The sequence below is a fragment of the Rhodococcus jostii NBRC 16295 genome (genome assembly GCF_001894825.1).
GTDB classification, from domain to species: Bacteria; Actinomycetota; Actinomycetes; order Mycobacteriales; family Mycobacteriaceae; genus Rhodococcus_F; species Rhodococcus_F jostii.
Genome location: NZ_BCWY01000035.1, coordinates 54,456 through 79,655 on the forward strand (window position 1 = coordinate 54,456; position 25,200 = coordinate 79,655).

Here is a 25,200-nt window from a genome sequence, read left to right on the forward strand (position 1 = left end):
CGTGCCATGTTGTGTCGGTACGAGTGCCCGAGGACGAAAGGTCGCCTTGATGACTGCCCCTACAGATCCACAGTTGCACCTGGATCAGGTGATGTCGCGTCTCACCGGACCCGGTGGACGGTTCGAGCTCGTCGAGGAGGCTGTGCTCGGCACCCGGATGCCGGTGATGAAGAACCGTGGACGCTCGGTCGGCGAACTCCTCACCACGTCCCTCCGGTGGGGCGACCGCGACTACCTCGTCACCGCCGACCGCAGGCTGTCGTACACCGAGCACGCCGCGGCGGTGGCGGCCCTGGCGACGGCGCTTCGCGAGGACCACGGCGTCCGCAAGGGCGACCGGGTCGCGATCCTGGCCGCGAACACCCCCGAGTGGGTGATCGCATTCTGGGCCACGCAGGTTCTCGGCGCCATCAGTGTCGGATTGAACGGCTGGTGGGTTCCGCGGGAAGTCGAGTACGGGCTCGCCCACAGTCGCCCGAGCGTGGTGATCGCCGACGCGAAACGCGCCGAGACGCTCACCGCCGTCGGCGCCGATCTGCCCGTCCTCACGATGGAGGACGATCTGCCTGCGATCTTCGCGCGGTACGCGGGTTCCCCGATGCCGCACACCGACGTCGACGAGGACGATCCCGCCGCCATCCTCTACACCAGCGGCACGAGCGGGCGGCCCAAGGGTGCGCTGCACTCGCAGCGCAACATCCTGGCCGTCGTCGACTACCACCGCTTCAGCGACGCCGTGGTCGGCGAATTCAGCGGACGGCCCGTCGATCCGGCGGTACCGAGCCCGCTGCGCTACCTCCTGACCTCTCCCCTGTTCCACATCGCGAGCCTGCACAATCTGGTGATTCCGCGGCTGGCGACCGGTGGTGCCGTCGTCATGCACCAGGGCGGATTCGACGTGGACGCCGTGCTGCGTCTCGTCGAGCGCGAACGCGTCACCAACTGGGGTGCGGTACCCACCATGGCGTCGCGCCTCGTGGAGCACGACGACCTCGACCGGTACGACCTGTCGTCGCTCACCTCGTTCTCGCTCGCGTCCGCACCGTCGTCGGTCGCGTTCAAGGAACGGCTGCGGGAGAAGGTGCCGTTCGCCCGCAACGCGCTCGTGGACAGTTACGGACTCACCGAATGCAGCACGGCGATCGCCGTCGCCACCGCCCCTGAACTCGAACAGTTCCCGGGCACGCTGGGGCGGCCCATCATCACGGTGAGCATGGAAATCCGCGATCCGTACGGCGAATGGCTGCCCGACGGTGTCGAGGGTGAGGTCTGCGTGCGCAGCCCGTTCGTGATGCTCGGGTACTGGGAGGACGAGGCCGCCACCGCCGCGGCGATCGCCCCCGGCCGGTGGCTCCGGACCGGCGATTACGGGCTCGTCGAAAACGGTCGCCTGCGCCTCACCGGGCGGCGCTCGGATCTGATCCTGCGGGGCGGGGAGAACGTGTACCCCACCGAGATCGAGCAGTGCCTCGACGAACACCCCGACGTGCTCGAGTGCGCGGTGATCGGGACGCCGCACGAGGATCTGGGGCAGGAGGTGTCGGCTGTCGTGGTCCTGCGGCCGGGCGCCGGTGCCACGGAGGCGGAACTGCGCGCGTACGCGTCCGAGCGACTGTCGTACTTCAAGGTCCCGACCCGGTGGCGGATCACCACGGACCTGTTGCCACGCAATGCCACCGGTAAGATGATCCGGCGCGACATCGCCGTCTGAACGCCGAATGCCGCAGTGGTGCAGTCGAACTGCGCCACTGCGACATTCGGCGAGCGAGGGAGCGCGCGATCCTCAGCGGATGAGGTTGCCGAGATCGACGGGAATCTGCGCCCCGGTGATGTACCGCGCTTCGTCGGAACACAGCCACGCGACGACGGCGGCGACGTCTTCGGGCTGGGTGATGCTGTACGGCAGCGAGTTCTGGTAGATGGAACCGAGCGTCGACGCGAACCGGGCGATGAGCGGGTGCAGGTCGTTCACCTTCATGCCGGTGTCCACACCGGCCGGGTGCACCGTGTTGACGCGGATGCGGTGCTCACCGAGTTCGTTCGCCATCGTCTTGGCGAGCCCGGTGATGCCGTGCTTGGTCGCGACGTAGTGGCCGGTGAACGGTGTGCCCTTCAGCCCGGACACCGAACTGGTGAAGACGACGGCCCCGCCCTCGCCCTGCTCGAGCAGGTACGGAATCGCCGCTTTCGCGGTGTGGAATGTGCCGGTGAGGTTGACGTCGACCGTCTCCTGCCACTGCTCGGCGGTGATCTCCCACGACAACGCGCCCGAGCAGATGCCCGCGTTCGCGATCACGACGTCGAGGCGTCCCAACCGGTCGACGCCGTCGGCGAGCGCCCGCGAGAGTCCGTCGAAGTCGCGCACGTCGGCGGTCGCGGCGACGATGCGCCGGCCGGTCGCCTCGACAAGCCGGACCGTCTCGGCCAGGTCGTCCTCCGTGGCACCAGGATAGGCGGTGGACGCGAAGTCGGCGCAGGCGTCGATCGCGATGACGTCGGCGCCCTCGGACGCGAACCGCACCGCCTCGGCGCGGCCCTGCCCTCGGGCGGCGCCGGTGACGAAGACGACCTTGTTGTCGAAACGGTGTTGTGACGTCACGGTTTTGCTCCTGATCTGGTCAGCGGGGTCGGGGAACGGTCCTGTCGACGAACAGCCCCTCGACCGACACGCACACCTGCCCGTCCGCGGTGCGGATGTCTCCGACAGTGGTGATCTTGCGGCCGTCCACCGACATCAGTTTCCCGGTGAGGGTGAGCGGTTCGAACAGCGGGGTCGGACGATGGTAGCGGGTGCTCAATTGCGCTGTCACACCCGCCTTTCCGGCCCAGGCGTTGGCGACGCCGAGGACGTGGTCGAGCAGCAGCGCCGACACGCCGCCGTGGACGTGTCCGGGCGGGCCCTGGTACGGGATGGTCAATGTGACGGTGCCCTGCACCGATCCGTCGGACATTCCCTCGAGTACCAGCGGTGGCGCGATCGCGTTCTCCGGTCCGGTCACCGGATCGTGCCGGGTGACCCCCTCGCCGTTCCACATGTCGATCAGCCGCTCCGCGACGGCGGGCGCGTGCTCCTCGAGGTGCCCGGCGATGCTGTTCAGTTCTTCCGCGACCCGGTCGAGGTTGGCGTTGCCCCGGTCGGTCCGCAGCAGCGCGTCGACCACCCGCCGGGCAGCCTCGGTCGCCCGGTCGACGGCAGACCCGTCCGGCGGCGACGTCAACACCGTTCCCGCCGGGCTGTTCTCGAGGGTGGGGTGCGTACCGACCTTCACCCGGTCACCTCCATCGTCGCGTGGGTCAGCACGGGCTGCCCGTCCCGCTCGGGGCAGGTGGCACGCAACGTCAGCCGGTCGCCGTCCTGCCAGACCGCGGTCTCCACCGTCTCACCCGGGCACAGCGACCCGGCGAATCGCACCGCGTAGTGGCGCAGCCGGGTGGGATCGCCGTTCAGCATCCCATCGACGACGGACTTGCAGACCACACCGTACGACGCGAGTCCGTGCAGGATCGGCCGCTCGAACCCGGCGGCCGCCGCGAAATCCGGATCCGCGTGCAGGGGGTTCAGGTCGCCGCTGAGCCGGTAGAGCAGTGCCTGTCTCGTTCCCGTGCGCGTCACGAGCACCTTGTCGGGTTCCCGGTCCGGCACCGTGGCCACCGACTCGGGTCCCGGGGAGCCGCCGAACCCGCCCTCATCGCGGGCCCAGATCTGCATCCCCGTGGTCCACAACGGGTGACCGTCCGAGTCGGTGGCCGTCTGTTCGAGCACGATGACGGCGGCCTTGCCCTTGTCCCACACGTCGGCCACCCGTGAGGACAGCCGGGCCGTGCCCGAGGCGGGAATCGGCGCATGCACGGTGAGCGACTGCCCGCCGTGCAGGATCTTGCGCAGATCGATGTCCACGCCGGGCAGACTCATGCCGGCCGCGGGCACCGCGCCCGCCGAGATCCCCTGCCCCGCCACCACCGCGAACGTGGGCAGCACCCGCAGGTCCTTCTCGTACACCCAGCGCAGTTCGGCGGGGTCCAGGGCGTTCGCGCCGGCGCCGAGCCCGAGGTGATAGAGGATCACGTCGCGGGCGGTCCACGACACGTCCCGGACCGTCGGGTCGGCGTTCAGGGCCACGTCCACATCGATTGCCATGTCAGTCTCGCTCACTTTCCGGGTTCGGGGTCGCGGGGCAGGCCCAGCAGGCGTTCGCCGATGATGTTGAGCTGGACGTTGGTGGTGCCGCCCGCGATCGACATGCACTGCGCGTTCAGGAACATCTGCGTGTCCGACGTGCGGGGCCGGTCGCCGAGCAGGGCGCGCGGTCCGGCCCAGTCCATCGCCACCTCCCACACCTGCTGGATGTGTTCGACACCGAGCAGTTTCGCGACCGAAGACTCGGCACCCGGTTGCCCGCCCGCGAGGGAGCGGAGGGTGGTGCGCAACCCCATCAGCCCACCGGACTGTGCGTCGCAGAGGACCTTGCCGAGCACGGTCAGCTGCTCGTCGTCGATGCCGCCGGGCAGTTCGGCGGCCAGGGTCAGCAGTGCCTCGCCGCCGGAACCCAGTGAGGAGTCGTGCGACAGCGACACGCGTTCGTTGGCGAGGGTGGTGCGGGCCAGCTTCCAGCCGTCGCCCGGTTCGCCCACCACGAGTTCGTCGGGGACGAAGACGTCGTCGAAGAACACCTCGTTGAACAGGGCCTCGCCGGTGATCTCCCGCAGCGGCCGGATGTCGAGGCCGTCGCTGCCCTTCATGTCGATCAGGAAGTACGACAGTCCCTTGTGTTTGGGCACCGAGGCGTCGGTGCGGGCGAGGCAGATACCCCAGTCCGCGTCCCGGGCCATCGACGTCCACACCTTCTGCCCCTCCAGTATCCACCCACCGTCGACCTTGGTGGCCCTGGTGTTCAGGCCGGCCAGGTCGGACCCGGCACCGGGTTCGGAGAACAGCTGGCACCAGACGAGGTCGCCGCGCAGCGACGGGGGCACGAAGCGCTGCAACTGTTCTTCGCTGCCGTGTGCGATGAGGGTGGGCACCACCCAGTTGCCGATGATCATGTCGTGGGGCTTCAGCGCGGCCGCGCGCAGTTCCTCGGCGATCACGAGCTGTGCGACGGCACCCGCTCCCCTGCCCCACGGCGGCGGCAGGTGCGGTGCGGTGTAGCCCTTCTCGGCCAGGTATCTCGCCCGCTCGGACTCGCCCAGCGCGGCGGCGGGTACCAGATCCGTGAGCACGTCGGCGCGGATACCGTCCGCTTCCGGGGGAAGGTCGATGCCGAGCACCCGGCGGGCGCCGCCCCGGGTAGCCCGGGCCACGCGCCGCCGCCACGACGCCGTGGATCCGAGCAGGATCCGCAGCGACTGCGCCCGGCGCAGGTACAGGTGGGCGTCGTGCTCCCACGTGTAGCCGATGCCGCCGAGCACCTGGATGCAGTCCTTGGTCACGGTGAACGCCGCGTCGGGGGCGGTGGCCCCGGCGACCGCGGCCGCCAGTGACGCCTCCGCCGCACTGCAGCGCGGCGCAGCCGTCGCGGCCCTGGCACTGCAACTCGGCGCAGCCGTCGCGGCCCTGGCACTGCTTCCTGGATTCATCGCGCGGGCCGCGTCCCAGGCGCACACGCGGGCCTGCTCGGCGAGGCACAGCATCCGGGCCACCTTGTGCTTCACGCCCTGGAACTGGCCGATGGGGCGGCCGAACTGCTGACGCACCTTCGCGTAGTCGGCGGCGGCGGTCACGGCCCAGTCGGCGACTCCCGACGCCTCGGCGGCGAACAACGTCGCGGCCAGGTCGAGGACACGCTGCGAATCGATCTGCAGGAGTTCGCCTTCCGCGAGCGCGAGTCGGGTCGCCGTCGCGACGGCGTTGCGGCGCACCACGTCGTGGCTGGGCAGGTCGGTCACGTCGAGCCGGTCTCGGGCCAGCGCCACGAACACGGTCTCGGCGCCGTCCGTCGCCGCGAGCAGGAACAGGTCGCCGACCTGCCCGCCGAGGACGTACCCGGACTCCCCGTCCAATGACACCACGCCGCCGTCCCGGACGAGGCGCAGCGTGCCCGGCTGCAGCGCGACCGCGCCGAGGGTCGAACCGTCGGCCAGGCCCGCGAGCTCAGCGGTGTGACCGGCCTCGTGCAGGACGGCGCCGAGCAGCACGGTCGGGAGAAAGGGACCGGGTAGCAGAACCCGGCCGAGTTCCTCGGTGGCCACCGCCAGCTCCACCAGGCCGCGGCCCGCCCCGCCGACTTCCTCCGGCAGGTGCAGTCCGAGTACGCCCAGGTCCGCCAACGACTTCCAGAACAGCGGTCGCTGCTCGGACTTGGCCTCGACGGCCTCACGGAGCACGGCCGGGGTCACGGTGCGCGTGGCCCAGCCTCGCACCGAGTCGCGCAGATCGCGCTCTTCTTCGGTCAATCCCATTGTCATGTCGGCCTCGTCGGTGGTCGTCGATTGTTCGGGGTCAGATGCGTTCGATGATGGTGGCGGTGGACAGCGCACCGCCCGCGCACATCGTGATCAACGCGGTGGAGGTGTCGGATCGCTCCAGCTCGTGCAGGGCGGTGGTGATCAGCCGGGCCCCCGTGGAGCCCACCGGATGTCCGAGTGCGATGGCGCCGCCGTTGACGTTCACCTTCGCCATGTCGGCGCCGTGCACCTGCGCCCACGACAGCACGACGGACGCGAACGCCTCGTTGATCTCGACGAGATCGATGTCGCCCAGCGACATTCCGGCGCGGCCGAGAACCATTAGCGTCGACTCGATGGGCCCGTCGAGGTGGTAGTAGGGGTCGGAGCCGACCATGCCCGACGCGACGATCCTCGCGCGTGGCCGCAATCCGAGTGCGCGGGCCCGCTCCTCGTCCATGAGCAGGACCGCGGCGGCCCCGTCGCTGATCTGGGACGAGTTGCCCGCGGTGTGGATGTGACCGTCGATCACCGGTTTCAGCGCCGACAGGGCCTCCGCCGTCGTCTCCCGCAGCCCCCCGTCGCGGGTGACCACCGCGTCGTCACCGGTGGGCGTGCCGGCCTTGTCCACGACGGGTGCGGTGACGGGGACGATCTCGCGGTCGAATCGCCCTTCCGCCCACGCGCGGGCGGCGCGCCGTTGCGACTCGAGCCCGAAGGCGTCGACATCGCCGCGCTCGATCCCGCGCAGGTCGGCGATCCGCTGGGCGGAGGCGAACTGGTCACCCATGTCGATCGTCCAGTCGTCGGGGTACGGGTTGCCGGTCTCCGGCGTGACTGCCTGGCCGAGAAACACCCGGCTCATCGCCTCGACACCGCAGCCGATGCCGGCGGAGATCTGCCCGGACGCGATGAGACCGGCGACGACGTGCACGGCCTGCTGGGAGGATCCGCAGGCACAGTCGAGCGACGTGGCCGCCGTCGCGTACGGGAGTCCTGCGTGCAGCCACGCCTGCCGGGTCACGTTGTTGGACTGTTCGCCCGCCTGGGTGACGCATCCGCCGACGATCTGCCCGATGTCTTCCGGGGCGACCCCGGCCCGTTCGAGGACGCCCCGTTGGGCGGCACCGAGCAGCTCGGCGGGATGCAGTCCGGACAGTGCCCCGCGCCGGCGGCCGATCGGTGTCCGTGCCGCGTCGACGATGACGGCGTTACCCATGTTCTGCTCCTCGGATTCTTCTGGCTCACGGACTCAGCCGCAGCTCATAATTGGAATTTATTCTATTTCTGAGAAGACATCAATACCGTTTGCCTTGCAAAAAAACCGTCATCGCAGGTCAGACAGACGGAATGAATTTCACTTCACGGTCGCGGACGCGCCGGCACCCCGGACCGACGAGCGTCAGCGGTGCGACAGGTTGACGAGCAGGAGGTCGCAGGCCTTGCGAATGTCGGAATCGGCGTCCGGAATCGAGACGCGGCCGTTGAGGCAGGACTGGATCACGCCGAACCACAACTGCACCAGCAGGCGCAGTGCCGTCAGATCTTCCTCGGTCGGGTGTTCGATCCCCGCAGCGTCCAGCATGATCTGCCGGAATGCCCGGTCGACCTTCCCCGCGTCCGGCACGGACGCGACGTTGGCGGTGCTCGTCGACTGGATCATCGCCGTGGACAGGGCGGGGCGGCGCAGCAGACCGCGGGTGGCCCGGACGAGCACGTTGTACACCGCATCCTGCGGCGACTCGCCGGGGGGCGCGCTCTTCTTGAAACCGCTCCCCATCCGGTCGATTTGATCGACCATCACCGCGACGAACAGATGCGTCTTCGACGGGAAGTACCGGTAGAGCGTGCCGATGGCGACGCCCGCGCGTTTGGCCACCTCGTGCATCTGGACGCGGGCGAGTTCCTTCTCCGTGGCCAGTTCGACGGCGGCCTCGAGCATGCGGACGTGGCGGGCCCGCTGTTCTTCCGAACTCGGTTCGGCAGCGTCCCGCGCTTCGGCGATTCTCGGCACCCTCGATCCCCCTTCACTCCGCACACAGCCCCGGATCCGGTGTCGATTCTCGCATTGGATCGGGAAAGCATCGAATTACGTCCGGTGAGTGGGACCGCCCGTGCCGCAGGTCGCCCGGATGCGATTGCGTGAACCCCGCGACTGGGCCTCCAGTCTCCACAGACCATCAACGGAGGAAACGACGATGCAGGACTGGACAACCGAGTGCGACGTGCTGGTGGTCGGTTCCGGGGGCGGCGCCCTGACCGGGGCATACACGGCCGCTTCGCAGGGTTTGCGTACCCTCGTCCTCGAGAAGACCCCACTGTTCGGCGGGACGTCCGCGTACTCCGGCGCCGCGGTGTGGCTGCCCGGAACCGCGGTGCAGGAACGTGCCGGCATCGGCGACTCCACCGACAAGGCTCGCACCTACCTGCGCGCGGTGGTCGGCGACGAGGAACTCGACCGTCAGGAGGCGTACGTCGCCACCGCCCCCGAGGTCGTCGCACTCCTCGAAACCGATCCGCACATCGAGTTCGAGTGGCGCGCGTTCCCCGATTACTACAAGGCGTCCGGACGCATGGACTACGGTCGCGCGATCAATCCGCTCGACCTGCCGAGCGACGAGGTCGGGGATCTCCGCGAGGTCATCCGTCCCGAGGCCGACGTCGACCGGGCCGGCGACCCGCACCCCGAGGGAACGCTGAACGGTGGCCGCGCCCTGATCGGGCGGCTCCTGATGGCCCTCCACGGCACCGGGCACGCGGAACTGCGCACCGAGACCGCCGCACGCTCGCTGATCGTCGAGGACGGCCGGGTCGTCGGCGTCGAGGCGACGAACGCCGCCGGGGAGAGCATCCGCATCCGGGCGACGCGCGGTGTCCTCCTCGCCGCCGGCGGAATCGAGGGCAACGCCGCGCTCCGCACCGAGAACGGCACGCCGGGCAAGGCGGAATGGAGCATGGGACCGCGTGGCGCGAACACCGGCGACCTCCTGCAGGCCGCGGTCGCGATCGGCGCCGACACCGCGCTCCTCGACGAGGCGTGGTGGTGCCCGGGGGTCGAACTTCCGGACGGCTCCGGCGCTTTCATGGTGGGCGTGCGAGGCGGAATCCTGGTCGACACTTCCGGCGAACGATACCTCAACGAATCGCTGCCGTACGACCAGTTCGGTCGCGCGATGATCGAACACGGGAGCGGCGCGTCGTATCTCGTCTTCGACTCGAAGGAGGGCGGACCGGTGTTGCCGGCCATCTCCATTCCGAACATCTCCGCCGAGAAGCATCTCGCGGCGGGCACCTGGGTCTCGGCGGACACGATCGAGGAACTCGCGGAGAAGATCGGTGTTCCCGCAGACTCGTTGTGCCGCACCGTCGAACAATTCGCCGACTACGCCAAGCACGGAGTCGACGAGGCCTTCCACCGCGGCGAGGACCCGTACGACAACTTCTTCTGCCCTCCGGGCACGGGTGCGGATGCCCCGCCGAACCCGGCACTGAGCCCGGTGGCACAGGGCCCGTTCTACGCGGCCCGCATCGTCCTCAGCGATCTCGGCACCAAGGGCGGCGTCCGGACCGACGCCGACGCCCGGGTCCTGCGCGCCGACGGCACGGCCATCGACGGACTGTATGCGGCCGGTAACACGAGCGCGTCGCTCAGCGGCCGGTTCTACCCCGGCCCGGGTGTGCCGCTCGGAACCGCAATGGTGTTCTCCTACCGGGCAGTTCAACACATGCAGCGCTGACTACACCAGGTTGTCCTCCACCGGGAGCCCGAACGCGCCCCTGCCGAACAGGGCGAGGGCGCGTTCGGGCTCGTTCGCCACGTGCACGCTGCCCGCGTGGGCGTCGCGCCACGACCGTTCGATCGCGTTGCCGCGGGACAGCGAACTCCCACCGGCGGTCTTGAACAGCAGGTCGATCGCCTCCAGCGCACGTTCGGTTGCCCGCACCTGATCGCGGCGCACCCGCAGCCGCAGGCCCATGGGCAGTTCCTCACCGGCTTCCGCCAACTCCCACAGTTCCCGCACGTTGCGATCCATCTGCAGTATCGCGGCATCGATCTCCGACGCCGCCCGGGCCACCGCGACCTGGGCGAACTGGTCGTCCACGAACCGGCCGCCACCCAGGCTCAGCCGCACGCGTTCCCGCATGGTCGTCAGATAGCGTTCGTAGCATCCCGCCACGACTCCCACTCCGGGGGCGGCGACGGCGGTGGTGAAGAGGGTGGCGAACGGCAACCGGTACAGCGGTCCCCGGTTCACCTTCTGCCCCGGTCCGCGCAGTTGCGCCGTCTCGTAGTTCCTCTTGATCCGGTGTTCGGGCACGAACACGTCCTCGGCACTGATCTCGTTGCTGGCCGTCCCGCGCATCCCCACCACGTCCCACACATCGTGGATGCGGTAGTCCGAGCGCGGCACCAGCGCGGTCAGGAAATCGACGGGACGTCCCTCCGCCCCCACCACCATCGCGCCGAGCAGCGCCCACGAGGCATGTTCACAGCCCGAGGAGAAATGCCAGTCCCCCGTCAGCCGGTATCCGCCGTCGACCGGGACGAGCCGCCCGACGGGCGCGTAGGCGGACGACACCAGCACCGAATCGTCGTGGCCCCACACGTCGCGCTGCGCGCGGTCGTCGAACAGGGCCAGGTGCCACGGGTGCACGCCGAGCACGGATGCCAGCCACCCCGTCGAACCGCACACACCGGACACGGCCCGCACCACCTCGTAGAAGTGCACCGGGTTGCTTTCGGTGCCGCCGTACCGCCTGGGCTGCAGCATCTTGAACATTCCGGCGTCGCCGAGTTCGCGGATCACCTGCTCGGGGACCCGCCGGGACTCGTCGACCTTGTCCGCGCACTCCGCGATCATCGGGAGCAGCTCACGGACCGACCGCAGGACCTCGTTCGTCATCTGTCGGAGGGTAGGGCGACGCCGCGCAGGCGTGGATATGCGTCTCGCTCAACGGGAAACGCTGTCCGACGCCCGGTCCCGTCCAGTGAGACCGCACGGCCGGGGCCGTCGCCGCTCGCTTAGCGTGCTGGGCACCGCACAAGCCCAGGAGAGGACGGGACGCATCGTGACCACCCAACAGTCCGAGACAGTCGAGGTACGCGAAATCGACGCCGGCGCAGCGCCCACCCGATTCGCCCGTGGATGGCACTGCATCGGATTGTCCGACGCTTTCAAGGACGGCAAGCCCCACCCCGTCGAAGCCTTCGGCACCAAGCTCGTCGTGTTCGCCGACAGTGCCGGCGATCTCGCCGTACTGGACGGGTACTGCCGGCACATGGGCGGCGACCTCAGCCAGGGCACGGTCAAGGGCGACGAGGTGGCGTGCCCGTTCCACGACTGGCGCTGGGGAAGCAACGGCCGCTGCAAAAAGATTCCGTACGCGCGGCGGGTGCCGCCGCTCGCACGGACCCGCTCGTGGCACGCGCTCGACCAGGACGGGATGTTGTTCGTGTGGAACGACCCGGAGGGCAATCCCCCGCCGGCCGATGTCACGGTTCCCCGGATCGACGGCGCGCTCGACGACGAGTGGACGGACTGGGTCTGGTACCAGACCACGGTCGACACCAACTGCCGTGAGGTGGTCGACAACATCGTCGACATGGCGCACTTCTTCTACGTGCACTTCTCGTTCCCCACCTATTTCAAGAATGTCTTCGAGGGCCACGTCGCCAGCCAGTTCATGCGCGGCCAGGCCCGCGAGGACATGCGCCCACACGCGCCGGGTCAGCCCAAGATGGTCGGAAGCCGCTCGGACGCCACCTATTTCGGCCCGTCGTTCATGGTCGACGACCTGACGTACCGGTACGAGACGTACGATGTCGACTCCGTGCTGATCAACTGCCACTACCCCGTCAGCGCCGACAGGTTCGTGCTGCAATACGGCATCATCGTCAAGAAGTCGACGGAACTCGAAGGCGCCGCCGCCACCGAGATGGCGAAGAACTTCGGCACGTTCATCGCGAAGGGTTTCGAACAGGACATCGAGATCTGGAAGAACAAGACCCGCATCGAGAACCCGCTGCTGTGCGAGGAGGACGGCCCGGTCTACCAGTTGCGACGCTGGTACGAGCAGTTCTACGTCGACATCGCCGCGGTGACCCCGCAGATGACCGAGCGGTTCGAGTTCGAACTCGACACCACCCGCCCCGTGGAGTCGTGGAAGCGCGAAGTGGAAGAGAATCTCGCCCGGAAGGTGCGCGAAGCCGATGCAGCCGCTGCAGTGCACTGAGTGCGGCGCGCGGGTACTGGTCCAGAAGAACAGCTGGGAACACACGTCCGTCCAGTGGGACGACACCGCCCGCGCGACGTGCCGCGAGATCGGCGGCACCGGTGAGGGCCGGCCCGGCGCCCCCCGCGAGGGGTGCGCGGCGCTGACCGTGTCGATAGCCCGGGCGGCGGAGGCAGGTGTGGTGCCGGTGCGCGATCCCGATCCGGTCCCGACTCCCGTCATCGTCCCCTGAAACTTCTCTGCCACTGCACGATTCTCGAAGGGAAACATCATGATCGACACCGATCACTACGGCCCCTGGGCCGTCATCGCGGGCAGCTCCGAGGGCGTCGGCGCGAGCTTCGCCGAAGAACTGGGCAGGGCGGGGATCAACCTCGTCCTGATCGCCCGCAAGCCCGGACCGCTCGAGGAGACCGCGGACAAGGTCCGCGCCCACGGGATCGAGGTCCGCACACTCGCCCTCGATCTCGTCGATCCGGACGCACTCGACCGGATCCGCGCCGCCACCGACGACGTCGAGGTGGGCCTGCTGATCTTCAACGCGGGCGCCAACAGCTACGGGCACGAGTTCGTCAGTGGCGACCTCACCGGGTTCCAGGGCGTCATCGACCTCAACATCACGTCTCAGCTGCACCTGTCGCATCACTTCGGCGCGAAGATGAAGGACCGCGGCCGGGGCGGCATCGTGCTGGTCGGTTCGCTGGCCGGGTACCTGGGTTCGGAGGACCAGAGCATCTACGCCGCGTCCAAGGCGTTCGGCCGGGTCTTCGCGGAGAGCCTCTGGCTGGAACTCGCACCGTTCGGGGTCCACGTGCTCGAACTCGTACTCGGGGTCACCCGCACGCCGGCGATGGTGCGCGCCGGACTGAACTTCGACCTTCCCGGGATGAACATCGCCGAACCCGAAGACGTTGCCCGCGAGGGGCTCGCGCACATCGCCGACGGACCGGTGTGGGTGGCGGGCGGCAACTACGACGCGGCACGCAAGCGCAGCGGTTTCCCTCGCGACGCACTCGTGCGCGGCGCGGCCGAGGGAATGCAGAAGCTGCTGGGCCGCCGCTAGCCGCGAACGTCAGAGCGTGGTGACGAGTCCCCCGTCGATCACGAAATCGGACCCCGTCACGTTCCCGGCCCGCTCGCTCGCGAGGAACACGACGAGATCCGCCACCTCGTCGGGGCGCGTGAATCGGCCCGTGACGGACTGCTTCGCGACGCCCTCCGCCACCGCCGCCGGATCGCCGCCGCCGGCGCGCGCCACCGTGGCGGCCACCCCGTCGTCACCGAGCCACAGCGCGGTCGACACCGGGCCGGGGCTGACCGTGTTCACCCGAATACCCAACGGTCCCATCTCTTTCGAGAGTGACTTCGAGAAGTTGGTGAGCGCCGCCTTGGATGCGCTGTAGTCGATGACGGTGGGATCGGGCAGGAAGCTGTTGACCGAACTCGTGGTCACGATGCTTCCCTTGCCCGCGGCGATCATCGTGGGCAGGGCGGCGCGGATCGTCCGCACCGCCGACAGCAGGTTGAGATTCATCGTCGTGATCCAGTCCTCGTCGGTCACGTCGAGGAAACCGGTCAGCCGCGGGTGCGCGGCGCCGACGTTGTTGACGACGACGACGCCGAGGCTGCCACGCGCAGTGGCTGCGGCGACGAGTTCGCCCGGTCCGTCGGCCGTCGACAGGTCGACGCTCACCGCCTCGACCATTCCGCCGCGGACGAGTTCCTCCAGTTCCGGGCCGGGTGATCGGGCTCCCGCCACCACGAAGGCACCCTCCGCGACGAGGGCCCGGGTGATGGCAAGACCGATCCCCTTGCTCGCTCCGGTGACCACGGCGACGGTACCGCGCAGCGCGAGATCCATGGATTCCTCCTGACGACGGCGGAGCGTGTACACACACGAACGAAACTTCCCCCTCGGACAACGCTAGCCGAAATGATGCCGACCGCGCTGCGGGCGAGTAATCTCAGCCACGAAGGGCCAGGCCACGGCGTCGCTCGTCGTACGACACTGTCTCTCGTCGCACGACTGTTCCTGGCGCGCAGGCCCCTTCACCCCTAACCACTGTGTTCCTTCCTGACTCGGGAGACGAGTGATGCGACTTCTTCGACTTCGAACGGCCCTTGCCGCGTGCGCCATCGCGGTCGCAGGCACGGTGACCGTGGGGGCCGGACCGGCCCTCGCCCAGGATCTGCCGACGGTGGTACTGGTCCACGGTGCGTTCGCCGACACGACCAGCTGGGACGCGGTGGCGTCGGAGCTGCGCGGTCGAGGGTACGAAGTCGTGGTCCCGGACAACCCCTTGCGCGGACCGGCATACGACTCCGCCGCCATCGAGAAGGTGCTCGCGGACATCCCGGGACCGGTGGTGCTCGTCGGCCACTCGTACGGCGGTGCCGTCATCACCAACGTGCATTCCCCGAACGTCGAGGCCCTCGTCTACGTGGCAGCCTTCGCCCCGGCGCAGGGCGAACCGGTCATGCTGAACCTCGACCCGATCCGGTTCCCCGGCAGCCAGTTGCTTCCGCCGGTGCTGCAGGTGAAGGTCGTCGAGAACGATCCCACCGGAATCGCAGGCAGAAACCTCGACGGCTACATCGATCCCAGCCGCTTCCACGACGTGTTCGCCCAGGACGTCTCGGACGCCACCGTCGCAGGCATGATCGCGCACCAGAAGTCGGCGGCGCTCGTGGCGAACCTCGAACCGTCGGGCGATCCGTCGTGGGCGTCGACACCCAGCTGGGCGATGGTAGCCCAGAACGACCGCGTGATCCCGGCCGCCGCGGAGCGGTTCATGGCCACCCGGGCGGGAGCGCAGATCACCGAAGTGTCCGCGTCGCACGCCGTCCTGGTGTCCCAGCCCGCCGCCGTCGCGGACCTCGTGGTGCAGGCAGACCAGGCGACTCCGTAACGGCCTCGCCGTGAACGAGCCCGGCCGGCCGGCACCGAACAACAGGAGCCTCGCCCACCGCGTCCAGAAGATGGTCGGGCGCGATCCGAACGAGGAACACCGTGCGGCAACGCCATTGGAGTTGCTCTTCGATCTGACGTTCGTCGTCGCGTTCGGTGTCGCGGGCGATCAGTTCGCGCACCTTCTCGCCGAGGGACACGTCGCCGCCGGGCTGGCCGGATTCTCGTTCGCGATGTTCTCGATCATCTGGGCCTGGATCAACTTCTCCTGGTTCGCGTCGGCCTACGACACCGACGACTGGATCTACCGGGTCACGACGATGGTGCAGATGATCGGCGTCGTCGTCCTGGCGCTCGGTATGCCCCAGATGTTCGCGTCCATCGACCGCGGAGTCGAACTCGACAATTCCGTGATGGTGTCCGGGTACATCGTCATGCGCGTCGCCATGGTGTTCCAGTGGTTGCGCGCCGCCAGACACGATCCGGAGCACCGTCCGGCGGCGCTGACGTACGCCACGACGCTCGTCCTCGCGCAGATCGGCTGGGTAGCCTTGTTGATCGCGCCCCTCACCGTCGAGTACGCGTTCGGCCTCGGCGCGGTACTCATCCTCGTCGAGATGAGCAGCCCCGTCGTCGCCGAACGGTACAAGGGCGGAACACCCTGGCACGCACGCCACATCGTCGAGCGTCACGGCCTGCTCGTGATCATCACACTCGGCGAGGGCGTGATCGGCACCGTGGCATCACTGTCCGCCGTGGTCGAGCATCAGGGTTGGACGCTCGATGCAATGCTCGTCGCGGTCGCCGGCATCGGACTCACCTTCGGATTGTGGTGGGTGTACTACACCCTGCCGTCGGCGGAGGTCCTCGAGGTGTACCGCAGCCGGTCGTTCGTCTGGGGTTACAGCCACATCGTGATCTTCGCGTCGCTCGCCGGCGTGGGGGCAGGGCTGCACGTGGCTGCGTATTACATCGAACACGCCTCCCACATCGGCGCGACGGCGACGGTGCTCTCCGTCGCCGTGCCCGTCGCGATCTTCCTCGCAGCCGTGTACCTGCTGTACACGTATCTGCTGCGGGTGCCCGACCCGTTCCACGTCCTGCTGCTCGTCCTGACCGCGGCCACGATCGCCCTCGCACTGGTGCTGGCGGCGCAGGGCGTGTCGATGGCGTGGTGTCTGATCGTGGTGATGCTGGCACCGGTCGTCACGGTTGTCGGATACGAACTGCTCGGGCACGCCCACGAGGCCCGTGCGCTCGAGGTCGTCCTCGGGCGCGCAGACACCGGTGCCCGCGGGGATTAGGACCAGGGGGTCACCGGACGCGACCGGGCCACACCGTCGATCACCAGGTCGATCCGCTCGTCGAAGAAGGCGAGTAGCCCACGAACTTCGGTCGCATCGACGAGCGGATTGTCGTACCGCCACGCGATGTCGTGCAGAACCCCGTCGGGGGTGACGGCGGACCAGTACGCGGCCTCGCCCTTGTAGGCGCAGAACGTCGTCGTCGCACTCGGTCGGAGTTCGGCGACGACATCTTCGGGCGGGAGGTAGTAGCGGACCGGCAGCATCGTCTCGAACAGCATTCTCGCCCTCCGGGTCTCGGCCAGCACGGTGTCGCCCAGCATCACGCGGACGTGCCGGGAGGTGCGTCGGACGTCGATGCGCTGGAACGGGTCGTGCGGATGCCCGACGATCTCGTCGTCCTCCTCCAGCCACCGGTCGAAGCCGTCGAAATCGAGTACGACGTAGCCGCTCAGGTCCTCGTCGGCCGGCCGGAAACCCAGGGCGGATCGCGCACCGTCGCCGGCGGTGCGGATGGCAACGGTCTCGCCGTCCGTGCTGTGCACCGAGAACGGCACACGCGGATCGAGTACCGGCATCGTCGTCACGTCCGGCAGGGCGAAACCGACGTCGCCGGCCGCCTCCTGCTTCTCCCCGCTCGGTGGCTGCGGCACCAACTCCGCGGCGATGTCGTCCGCGGGCACCGCATAGGTCGGGACCACCCGCCGCGGTTCCCAGACCAGGACCGCACGGTCGCTGTCGACCACCGTGGTTCCGTTCAGCACGGCACGGATCCGCTTCGCCGTCGGCTCGTAGCGCAGCTCACGCAACTGCCGTCCGATGGTCTCCCGCAGTCGCACACCCATGACTTCGAGACTAGGCCGGTTATCGCACCAGGCCGAGGGAGGCGATGAGGTCCTCGTGCAACTCGAACCAGACGCGGTGGCAGGAGTCGCGGTCGGTCGCGGTGATCCAGGCCGGATCCGTGCCCGCCCGTTCGAGGGCGTACGCGAACCGCAGGTGGTAGCCGGCGAACCGGTCCATCTCCGCGACCAGACGCGCCTCGAGCTCGGCCAGGGCGTGCGCGGCCGACGCCAGGCGCGTGATCGTCTCGCCGATGGTGACGGTGTCCTCGCCGATGCCGATCTCGGCCAGCTGCCAGGCGGTGCACGCGTCCGCCACGGTGACGTTGTGCGGCAGGAAGTCCCGGTGGACCCGCTCTACCACGGCGCGGGTGCCGCACCGGTCGAGTTCGGCGGCGAGCAGTCGCTCGCCCTGCATTTTCCCGGTTTCGGTGAGGGACCAGCCGCTGTCACCGGCAAACGCGCTGTGGCTGACCCACCCCCGCGCCTGGGCATCGAGCAGGTGCTCCGCGGCGATCTCGGCAGGCACGGCGAACCGGGCGGCGACGCGTGCCGTCTCGGCGTAGCCCAGGACCCGCACGGCATGCAGCACCAGGATGTCCGTCGGTGTGCGGTGCGACATCAGTTCCTCCCCGCGGTGCCGACGTGCCCGTGGGTGCCGTCGACGCGGACCAGCCGGCCCTCGGTCAGGATGGTCATGGCCCCCGGCGCCGCCAGGACTGCCGGGATGCCGAATTCGCGGGCCACGATCGCGGCGTGCGCGAGCATCCCGCCCGTCTCGGTGACCACCGCGCACGCGCGGGCCAGCAGCGGGGTCCACGCCGGCGAGGTCGTACGGCAGACCAGCACGTCGTCCGGACGAAAGCGGGCGAAGTCGTCCAGGCTGCCGATGATCCGCGCAGGCCCGACGGCAGTGCCCGGGCTGGCTGCGACGCCTGTCAGCAGAACGTCGCCCGACGTGGCTCGCACTGGCGGCGCGGCGGTGGGAGCGGTCGTGATCGGGCGGGCCTGCAGGACCCGGATCTCGTCGCCGGCGATCGCCCACTCGATGTCCTGCGGGCGGCCGAACAGGCTCTCGATATCGCGACCCAGCGCCGCGAGGGCGAGGGCCTGGGCAGTGGTCAGCAGTTGCCCGCCGCGGTGCCGGGCGACCTGCACATGCGCACCGTCGACCAGGTACGCCTCCGGAGTCACGGTCCCGGCCACGACAGTGCCACCCAGGCCCCGCGCAGCCTCGATCACCACCTGCTCGGTACCGGTGACCGGGTGCCGGGTGAACATGACTCCGGCCGTCTCGGGTTGCACCATCACCTGCACGATCACCCCGACCGACGCGGGGGCTTCCCGATCGGTGCGAGCCGCGTAGGCGACGGCTTCGGGCGAGGAGCCCGACGCGGCGCTGCGATGCACCGCCTCGATCACCTCGGCGCTGGTGGTCCCGAGCGTCGTGGTCAGCTGTCCGGCGAACGAGCACTCGACGCCGTCCTCCGCGAGGGCGGACGAGCGCACCGCGAACGGACCGGGCCCGAGACGGCGCAGACCGATGTCGATCTCCCGCTCCCAACCGGGATCGCCGAGCGGGTCGGGTATCACGAATCCGTCGGGCACCCGGAATCCGGCACGCAGCAGCCGGCCGAGGTTGCGGGCCTTGGCACCGCAACGCTCCGACGCGTCCGGCAGGGGGACGATCGGCACTGCTCAGGCCTCCGCGCCGCGGTCGCCGGCCCTGGCAAGGACCCGGTTCAGGCGCTGCTGGGCAGCCTGCGCCGAACCCAGCCCGAGCGCCTCCGCGATGTGTGGCCAGGTCATCCCACTGCCCCGGGCAGCGAACAGCAGACCGGCCTCGATCTGGTCGAGCTCGACACGAGCGGACGACAGCAGCCGCAGCCCGGCCGAGACAACCGACGGGTCCGTACCCTGCGCGTCGCGGCAGATCCATGCCGCGAACCTCACGAGGTCGGTGTCCGAAGGTGGCTGCCCGGTGTGCTCCCACGGGCGCCGCGCGAGCCGCGACGCACCGGCCTCGTTCATCGTCGTACGCGCCTGGTCGAGTTCGGCCGCGCGGGTCCGATCGTCGGTGGTCACCCGACCACTCCACGTCATCAACAGTGTGTTGTCAACATTCTGTTGATATTCGTGCTGTCGCGGCATCCTCAGCGAGCGAGGATCCCGGCGACGAAATCCTGCGCGTCCTGCTGCGACGCGCCGATCGTCCCGCGGTGATCGACGCCCTCGTACGTCCGGTACGTGAGCTCGTTCCCGTTGTCCTGCAGCGTCTTCACCATCAGATCCGTCGACGGTTTGCTCACCACCAGGTCGCCGGAACTCTGCGCGACCAGCGTCGGGACCTGCACGTGGACCTTCGACGGCTCCTGCCGCACCAGGTAGTCGGTCAACGGCCCCAGGTCGGCGTCGGGACGGAAGACCTGACCGGCGCTCACGGGCGGCACCTTCCGGATGTCGTCGATACACCCCGTCCGCGCCGCCGTCAGCAGCGGTTGCGCCTGCTCCGTCAGCAACGCCGCCGCGTCGATGGCGGGGTCCGCGGCCTGCGCGCCGAGCAGTATCAGCGGCAGGAACGCCTCGGCCGCCTCGATACCGGGAACACCCGAGCGGAAGTACTGCGGCGTCTGGTCGAGTCCGTTGCCGGGGGCGATCGCCACGGCACCACCGAGTTCCAGTTCCGGGGCACGCTCCCCCGCCTGTTCCGCGGTGAACAGCGCCGCCTGCCCGCCCTGGCTGTGACCGATCACGAACCACGTCGAGCCGACGGCCGGATCCATCGCACGGGCGGCGCGGACGATGTCGACGACGGCGTTCGCCTCGGTGTCGCCGTTGATGTACGGATGGATGCCCGGCGTGCCCAGACCCTGATAGTCGGTGCTCACCACCGCGTATCCCTTCGCGACCCAGTCGTCGAGGGAGGCGTTCACCCCGGAGAGATAGCCGTGTGCGGGGCCGCCGGCGAAATCCGCGGACGGGGCGCAGGCGTCCGCGACTCCCGTGGTGCCGTGCGCCCAGCTGATCACCGGGTACCCGCCCTCGGGCGCCGGTGTGCGGGGAATAGACACGGTGCCCGACACCACGACCGGCTCGCCGTTGCCGTCCTGCGACGCGTAGGTGATCACCTCGTTCCGCGCGGCACTCGGCAGTGCCGGACCGTCGTCGACGGACCGGGTCGACAGCAGTTGGCCAGGACGGACTGCGGCCGGTTCGGTGGCAGTCTCGGAGGCCGCGGTGGAACAGGCAGTGCCGCCGAGGAGCACGAGCGCGGCTACCGCACCGATCCGGGCACGCGAGGTCGTCACGAGAACGCCGCCAGCGGCTCGGAACCCGACCAGTCGTGGCCCCAGTAGCTGTCCGCCGTGATTTCCTCTGCGGTGTAGTGCCTCTCGTCGACGAGTATGCCCTCGGTGCCGAACTCGAGGTCCCAGCCGCCGGGGGCACGCACGTAGAACGACACCATGCGGTCGTTCGTGTGGCGGCCGAGCGTCGACGAGATCGAGAAGCCGAGCTTGCCGAGCCGGTCGAGTGCCTGGCCGACGGCGTCGAGCGTGTCGACCTCCGTCATCAGGTGCACCATCCCGGGTTCGCCGCTGTGCGGTGCGGGGCACAGCGCGAGACTGTGATGACGCTGGTTGACACCCATGAACCGCACACGGCGGGCCGGTCCCGGGGCATCGGCCGGTCCGAGCCGGATCGCGCCGCGGGGCAGGAAGCCCAGCACCTCGGTGTAGAACGTGTAGGCCTCCTCGAACGCCGGCGTCGGCAGGACGACGTGGCCCAGCCCCTGCGCACCGGTGACGAAGCGGCCGCCGTGCGGGGTGACGACCGGACTGTGGTCGAGTACCGGCCCGAAGAACACCTCCACCCGGGTGCCGGACGGATCGTCGAACGCGATCACCTGCTCGGCGTCCCGGTAGCGCGACTCCTCCTCCGACAGGACGTCGACCGCGACACCCGACTTCTCCACCTGCTCCCGCACCCACTGGAGGGCGAACTGGTCGCGCACCTCCCACCCCACGGCGAGCGCCGTGTCCGTGTCGCCCGGCAGGACGATCAGCCGCGACCGTCGCTCGTCGACGCGCAGATACAGGCCGCCGGGCTCGGGGCCGGAACCCACGGCCATGCCCAGCCCGTCCACCACCAGCTCACGCCAGCGTGGCACGTCCTTCGTCTGGATCCGCAGGTAGCCGAGCCCTCGAATGTCGGTCATGTGAAGTCCTTTCCTGGAGGCGGCTCCGCCACCCGTGCGCCTTTCTGGTAGCTGGAACTACCAAAAAGGCGCACGGGCGCGGAGCGCCTAGATCATCGAGCGGTGGATGCCCTGGGGTTCGCCGCCGAGCTGGGTCAGAGCCGAGGAGTGGAAGATCGATCCGGGCACGTGGATGGCATGCGAGAGGCCGGCGTGGACGTCGCGCCAGAACCGCTGCATGGGTGTCTTCAGTTGCAGCGCACCGCCACCGGAGCGGGCGAAGATCTCGTCCACGGCGCGGACCACCCGCCAGGCGGCGGCCGTCTGGGTGCGACGACCGATCGACCGCAGTTCGAACGACACCTCCTGGCCCTTCTCGGTCATGTCCCAGAACCGGTCGACCGTCTCCAGGATCGCTGCGCGGGACGCCGCGATTTCCGCAGCCGCCTCGCCGATCGCGAACAGCACGTACGGGTCTTCCTTGATCGCGGTGCCGGAGACGGTGATGCGTTCGCGTTGCGCGTTCAGGTGGCAGGCCAGTGCACCCTCGGCGATGCCGATGAGCGAGGACGTGATGCCGAGCGGGAAGATGCACGAGAACGGGAAGTTGTAGAGCGTCTGGGTGCGTCCGAACTCCTTCGGCGCGGACCCGTCGAACACCTTGTCGGCCTGCAGGGTCCGGTGCTGCGGGATGAACGCGTCCTTCACGATCAGGTCCTTCGACCCCGTGCCCCGCAACCCGACGACGTTCCAGCTGTCCTGGTCGATGTCGTAGTCCGAGCGCGGGAGCAGCACGTGCAGGATCTTCGGGGGCATCACCCGGTTGCCGTCCCGGTCGCCGACCGCGGCGCCGATCATAATCCACCCGCAGTGGTCGGTGCCCGACGAGAACGACCACCGACCCTTGAGGACGTACCCGCCGTCGACGGGCGTCGCGACCCCCATCGGCGCGTACGGCGAAGCCATCCACATGTCGGAGTCCTCGCCCCACACCTCGTCCTGCGCTGTGCGGTCGAAGAACGCCAGTTCCCACGGGTGGACGCCGACGATGCCGCTGACCCAGCCCGCGGCCCCGTCGATGGCGCCGATGCCCATCGCGGTCTCCGCGAACTCGCGCGGGTGGGATTCGTAGCCGCCGTATTCCTTGGGCTGCAGCATCCGCATCACGCCGGAGTCGCGCAACCTTTTCGCGGACGTGTCCGACAGGCGCATCAACTTGTCGCCTTCGGCGCCTTCCGCGCGGATCTCGTCCGCGTACTGTTCGATCCTGTCAAGAACCTGGCCCATGATGATCTCGGCTTTCTGGTGTGGGTGCCCGGCGAAACGCCTAGGCGGACTTCTTCTCGGCCACTGCGGTTTCCGCGGACTGCCGGTCCGCGAGGCCGAGGGCGATCTCGATCAGCTGGTCCTCCTGACCACCGACCAGCTTGCGCCGGCCGGCCTCGATGAGGATCTCCGCACCGGACACGCCGTACCTGCGGGCGTGCGAGTCGGCGTGCTTGAGGAAACTGGAGTACACCCCCGCGTAGCCCATCGTCAGCGACAGCCGGTCGAGCAGGCAGTCGCCGTCCATGATCGGCCGGACGACGTCCTCGGCGGCGTCGATGATCTTCAGAGTGTCGATGCCCGTCCGGATTCCGAGTTTCTCGGTGACGGCGGCGAACGCCTCGACCGGGGTGTTGCCCGCGCCGGCACCGAAACGCCGGGTGGAGCCGTCGATCTGCAGGGCGCCGGCTTCGACGGCGAGCACCGAGTTGGCGACGCCGAGGCCGAGGTTCTCGTGACCGTGGAAGCCGACCTGTGCGTCGTCGCCGAGTTCGGCTACCAGCGCGGACACACGGTCGCTGACGGCGTTCATGATCAGCGCCCCGGCCGAGTCGACCACGTAGACGCACTGGCAGCCGGCGTCGGCCATGATCCGGGCCTGCTGCGCGAGCACCTCGGGGGGTTGGCTGTGCGACATCATGAGGAACCCGACCGTCTCCAGCCCGAGGTCGCGGGCGAGCCCGAAATGCTGCACGGAGATGTCGGCTTCGGTGCAGTGCGTGGCGATGCGGCAGATGCTCGCGCCGTTGTCCGCGGCCTCGCGGATGTCGGATTGCACACCCAGACCGGGGAGCATGAGGAACGCGATCTTCGCCCGTTCCGCGGTCTCCACGGCGGCCTTGATCAGCTCCTGCTCCGGGGTGTGGCTGAAGCCGTAGTTGAACGAGGAACCGCCGAGTCCGTCGCCGTGGGTGACCTCGATGACCGGAACCCCGGCGGCGTCGAGCGCCCCGACGATGGAGCGGACGTGTTCGACGGTGAACTGGTGTCGCTTGGCGTGGGAGCCGTCGCGCAGCGACGAATCCGTCACCCGGATGTCGAGATCAGCACTGTAGGGCATCGGTATTCCTTCGAAGAGTGAGTGGGCGGACGCGCTCAGACGCTTGCGCCGAGGATCTGCGTCGCGAAGCTCTCGCCGACCTTGGTGGCGGCGGCGGTCATGATGTCGAGGTTGCCGGAGTACGGCGGCAGGAAGTCGCCGGCGCCCTCGACCTCGAGGAAGATGCCGACCCGTGCGAGTCCGCCGCTGATCGGCGTCGGGTCGTCGAACTGCGGTTCGGCGCGCAACCGGTAGCCGGGGACGTACGCCTGCACGGACGCCGCGACGTCGTGGATGGACGCGGTGATCGCGTCCCGGTCGGCGTCGGCGGGGATGGAGCAGAACACGGTGTCCTTCATGAACATCGGCGGTTCGGCCGGGTTCAGGATGATGATCGCCTTGCCCTTCTTCGCCCCGCCGATCGTCTCGATGCCGCGGCTCGTGGTGATCGTGAACTCGTCGATGTTCGCGCGGGTGCCGGGACCGGCCGACGGCGACGCCACGCTGGCGACGATCTCGGCGTACGCCACGTCGGTGATCCGGGAGACGGCGTGGACCATGGGGATGGTCGCCTGGCCGCCGCACGTGATGAGGTTGACGTTCGGTGCGGTCCGGTGCTCACCCATGTTCACGGCGGGCACGACGGCCGGTCCGAGCGCGGCCGGGGTGAGGTCGACGGCCTGGATGCCGAGTTCCCGGTAGCGGGGGGCGTTCGCCCGGTGCACGTACGCGGACGTGGCCTCGAACACGATGTCGGGACGCTCGTCCTGGGCGAGCAGCCAGTCGACGCCCTCGGCGCTGGCGATCACGCCCCGGTCGGCGGCGCGTCGGAGTCCCTCGCTCTCGGGGTCGACGCCGATCATCCAGCGCGGTTCGATGATCTCCGAGCGGAGAAGCTTGTACAGGAGGTCGGTGCCGATGTTGCCGGATCCGACGATCGCGGCGAGAGCCTTGGTCACAATTGTCGC

The 25,200-nt window shown here is 69.1% G+C and carries 24 protein-coding genes; 7 read left to right on the forward strand and 17 right to left on the reverse strand.

All coding sequences use genetic code 11. From position 1 onward, the window contains the following. The first annotated feature begins 49 nt into the window (after positions 1–49). The gene (gene casG, locus RJ1_RS22505; protein ID WP_073364116.1) at positions 50–1,711 is read left to right on the forward strand and encodes a steroid-24-oyl-CoA synthetase; all 1,662 of its coding nucleotides are present in this window, start codon (positions 50–52) and stop codon (positions 1,709–1,711) included. 72 nt (positions 1,712–1,783) lie between these two features. Here casG and RJ1_RS22510 read toward each other — a convergent pair whose 3' ends face one another. The 6 genes from RJ1_RS22510 to RJ1_RS22535 form a co-directional block, all read right to left on the reverse strand. Further along, a complete protein-coding gene (locus RJ1_RS22510; protein ID WP_073364117.1) occupies positions 1,784–2,599 on the reverse strand; it encodes a mycofactocin-coupled SDR family oxidoreductase in 816 nt (271 codons plus the stop codon). 19 nt (positions 2,600–2,618) lie between these two features. Beyond that, positions 2,619–3,269 (reverse strand): PaaI family thioesterase, encoded by a 651-nt coding sequence (locus RJ1_RS22515; protein WP_073364119.1) that lies wholly within the window; start codon positions 3,267–3,269, stop codon positions 2,619–2,621. Beyond that, the gene (locus RJ1_RS22520) at positions 3,266–4,138 is read right to left on the reverse strand and encodes a MaoC/PaaZ C-terminal domain-containing protein (RefSeq protein ID WP_073364120.1); all 873 of its coding nucleotides are present in this window, start codon (positions 4,136–4,138) and stop codon (positions 3,266–3,268) included. Before RJ1_RS22520 ends, RJ1_RS22515 begins: the two co-directional genes overlap by 4 nt. 11 nt (positions 4,139–4,149) lie before the next feature. Further along, positions 4,150–6,405: an acyl-CoA dehydrogenase family protein gene (locus tag RJ1_RS22525; RefSeq protein WP_073364122.1), complete on the reverse strand. Its 2,256-nt coding sequence runs from the start codon at positions 6,403–6,405 to the stop codon at positions 4,150–4,152. Positions 6,406–6,439: 34 nt separating this feature from the next. Then, a complete protein-coding gene (locus tag RJ1_RS22530; RefSeq protein ID WP_073364123.1) occupies positions 6,440–7,603 on the reverse strand; it encodes a steroid 3-ketoacyl-CoA thiolase in 1,164 nt (387 codons plus the stop codon). A gap of 183 nt (positions 7,604–7,786) precedes the next feature. Next, a complete protein-coding gene (locus RJ1_RS22535; protein WP_073364125.1) occupies positions 7,787–8,398 on the reverse strand; it encodes a TetR/AcrR family transcriptional regulator in 612 nt (203 codons plus the stop codon). 184 nt (positions 8,399–8,582) lie between these two features. On the opposite strand from RJ1_RS22535, the gene RJ1_RS22540 reads away from it, so the two are divergent. Then, positions 8,583–10,121, forward strand: coding sequence for an FAD-dependent oxidoreductase (locus RJ1_RS22540; RefSeq protein WP_073364126.1), 1,539 nt, complete (start codon positions 8,583–8,585; stop codon positions 10,119–10,121). Here RJ1_RS22540 and hsaA read toward each other — a convergent pair whose 3' ends face one another. Next, entirely contained in the window at positions 10,122–11,288 is a 1,167-nt protein-coding gene (hsaA, locus tag RJ1_RS22545; protein ID WP_073364128.1) for a 3-hydroxy-9,10-secoandrosta-1,3,5(10)-triene-9,17-dione monooxygenase oxygenase subunit, read from the reverse strand. Between the two features lie 166 nt (positions 11,289–11,454). On the opposite strand from hsaA, the gene RJ1_RS22550 reads away from it, so the two are divergent. Genes RJ1_RS22550 through RJ1_RS22560 form a run of 3 tightly spaced genes read left to right on the forward strand, consistent with a single transcriptional unit; the run spans position 11,455 to position 13,681 of the window. Further along, positions 11,455–12,618 (forward strand): 3-ketosteroid-9-alpha-monooxygenase, oxygenase component, encoded by a 1,164-nt coding sequence (locus RJ1_RS22550; RefSeq protein WP_073364130.1) that lies wholly within the window; start codon positions 11,455–11,457, stop codon positions 12,616–12,618. Beyond that, entirely contained in the window at positions 12,596–12,850 is a 255-nt protein-coding gene (locus RJ1_RS22555) for a hypothetical protein (RefSeq protein WP_073364132.1), read from the forward strand. The genes RJ1_RS22550 and RJ1_RS22555 overlap by 23 nt, the downstream gene beginning before the upstream one ends. Positions 12,851–12,889: 39 nt before the next feature. Continuing rightward, positions 12,890–13,681 (forward strand): SDR family NAD(P)-dependent oxidoreductase, encoded by a 792-nt coding sequence (locus tag RJ1_RS22560; protein ID WP_073364133.1) that lies wholly within the window; start codon positions 12,890–12,892, stop codon positions 13,679–13,681. Between the two features lie 9 nt (positions 13,682–13,690). Here the strand turns inward: RJ1_RS22560 and RJ1_RS22565 are convergent, their stop codons facing one another. Next, positions 13,691–14,479, reverse strand: coding sequence for an SDR family NAD(P)-dependent oxidoreductase (locus tag RJ1_RS22565; protein ID WP_073364135.1), 789 nt, complete (start codon positions 14,477–14,479; stop codon positions 13,691–13,693). Between the two features lie 232 nt (positions 14,480–14,711). Between RJ1_RS22565 and RJ1_RS22570 the strand changes: the two genes are divergently transcribed. Then, the gene (locus tag RJ1_RS22570; protein ID WP_073364136.1) at positions 14,712–15,527 is read left to right on the forward strand and encodes an alpha/beta hydrolase; all 816 of its coding nucleotides are present in this window, start codon (positions 14,712–14,714) and stop codon (positions 15,525–15,527) included. A gap of 70 nt (positions 15,528–15,597) precedes the next feature. After that, the gene (locus tag RJ1_RS22575; protein ID WP_073364138.1) at positions 15,598–16,830 is read left to right on the forward strand and encodes a low temperature requirement protein A; all 1,233 of its coding nucleotides are present in this window, start codon (positions 15,598–15,600) and stop codon (positions 16,828–16,830) included. Here RJ1_RS22575 and RJ1_RS22580 read toward each other — a convergent pair. From RJ1_RS22580 to RJ1_RS22620, 9 genes are all read right to left on the reverse strand, one after another. Next, positions 16,827–17,675 (reverse strand): DUF427 domain-containing protein, encoded by an 849-nt coding sequence (locus RJ1_RS22580; protein ID WP_073364139.1) that lies wholly within the window; start codon positions 17,673–17,675, stop codon positions 16,827–16,829. The two genes, RJ1_RS22575 and RJ1_RS22580, sit on opposite strands and share 4 nt — an antisense overlap. Before the next feature lie 19 nt (positions 17,676–17,694). Beyond that, positions 17,695–18,294: a hypothetical protein gene (locus RJ1_RS22585; RefSeq protein ID WP_073364141.1), complete on the reverse strand. Its 600-nt coding sequence runs from the start codon at positions 18,292–18,294 to the stop codon at positions 17,695–17,697. Continuing rightward, positions 18,294–19,367 (reverse strand): PEP/pyruvate-binding domain-containing protein, encoded by a 1,074-nt coding sequence (locus RJ1_RS22590; RefSeq protein ID WP_073364142.1) that lies wholly within the window; start codon positions 19,365–19,367, stop codon positions 18,294–18,296. The genes RJ1_RS22585 and RJ1_RS22590 overlap by 1 nt, the downstream gene beginning before the upstream one ends. 3 nt (positions 19,368–19,370) lie before the next feature. Beyond that, positions 19,371–19,757, reverse strand: a complete 387-nt coding sequence (locus RJ1_RS22595) for a hypothetical protein (RefSeq protein WP_073364180.1) — start codon at positions 19,755–19,757, stop codon at positions 19,371–19,373. A 68-nt stretch (positions 19,758–19,825) separates the two neighbouring features. Continuing rightward, complete coding sequence (locus RJ1_RS22600; protein ID WP_073364144.1) at positions 19,826–20,980, reverse strand: alpha/beta hydrolase family protein; 1,155 nt, start codon at positions 20,978–20,980, stop codon at positions 19,826–19,828. Further along, a complete protein-coding gene (gene bphC, locus RJ1_RS22605; protein ID WP_073364145.1) occupies positions 20,977–21,888 on the reverse strand; it encodes a biphenyl-2,3-diol 1,2-dioxygenase in 912 nt (303 codons plus the stop codon). Before bphC ends, RJ1_RS22600 begins: the two co-directional genes overlap by 4 nt. 87 nt (positions 21,889–21,975) lie before the next feature. Then, positions 21,976–23,154: an acyl-CoA dehydrogenase family protein gene (locus RJ1_RS22610; protein ID WP_073364147.1), complete on the reverse strand. Its 1,179-nt coding sequence runs from the start codon at positions 23,152–23,154 to the stop codon at positions 21,976–21,978. A gap of 40 nt (positions 23,155–23,194) precedes the next feature. After that, entirely contained in the window at positions 23,195–24,253 is a 1,059-nt protein-coding gene (dmpG, locus tag RJ1_RS22615; RefSeq protein ID WP_073364149.1) for a 4-hydroxy-2-oxovalerate aldolase, read from the reverse strand. 35 nt (positions 24,254–24,288) lie between these two features. Beyond that, positions 24,289–25,194, reverse strand: coding sequence for an acetaldehyde dehydrogenase (acetylating) (locus tag RJ1_RS22620; RefSeq protein WP_205415419.1), 906 nt, complete (start codon positions 25,192–25,194; stop codon positions 24,289–24,291). Positions 25,195–25,200 lie beyond the last annotated feature (6 nt).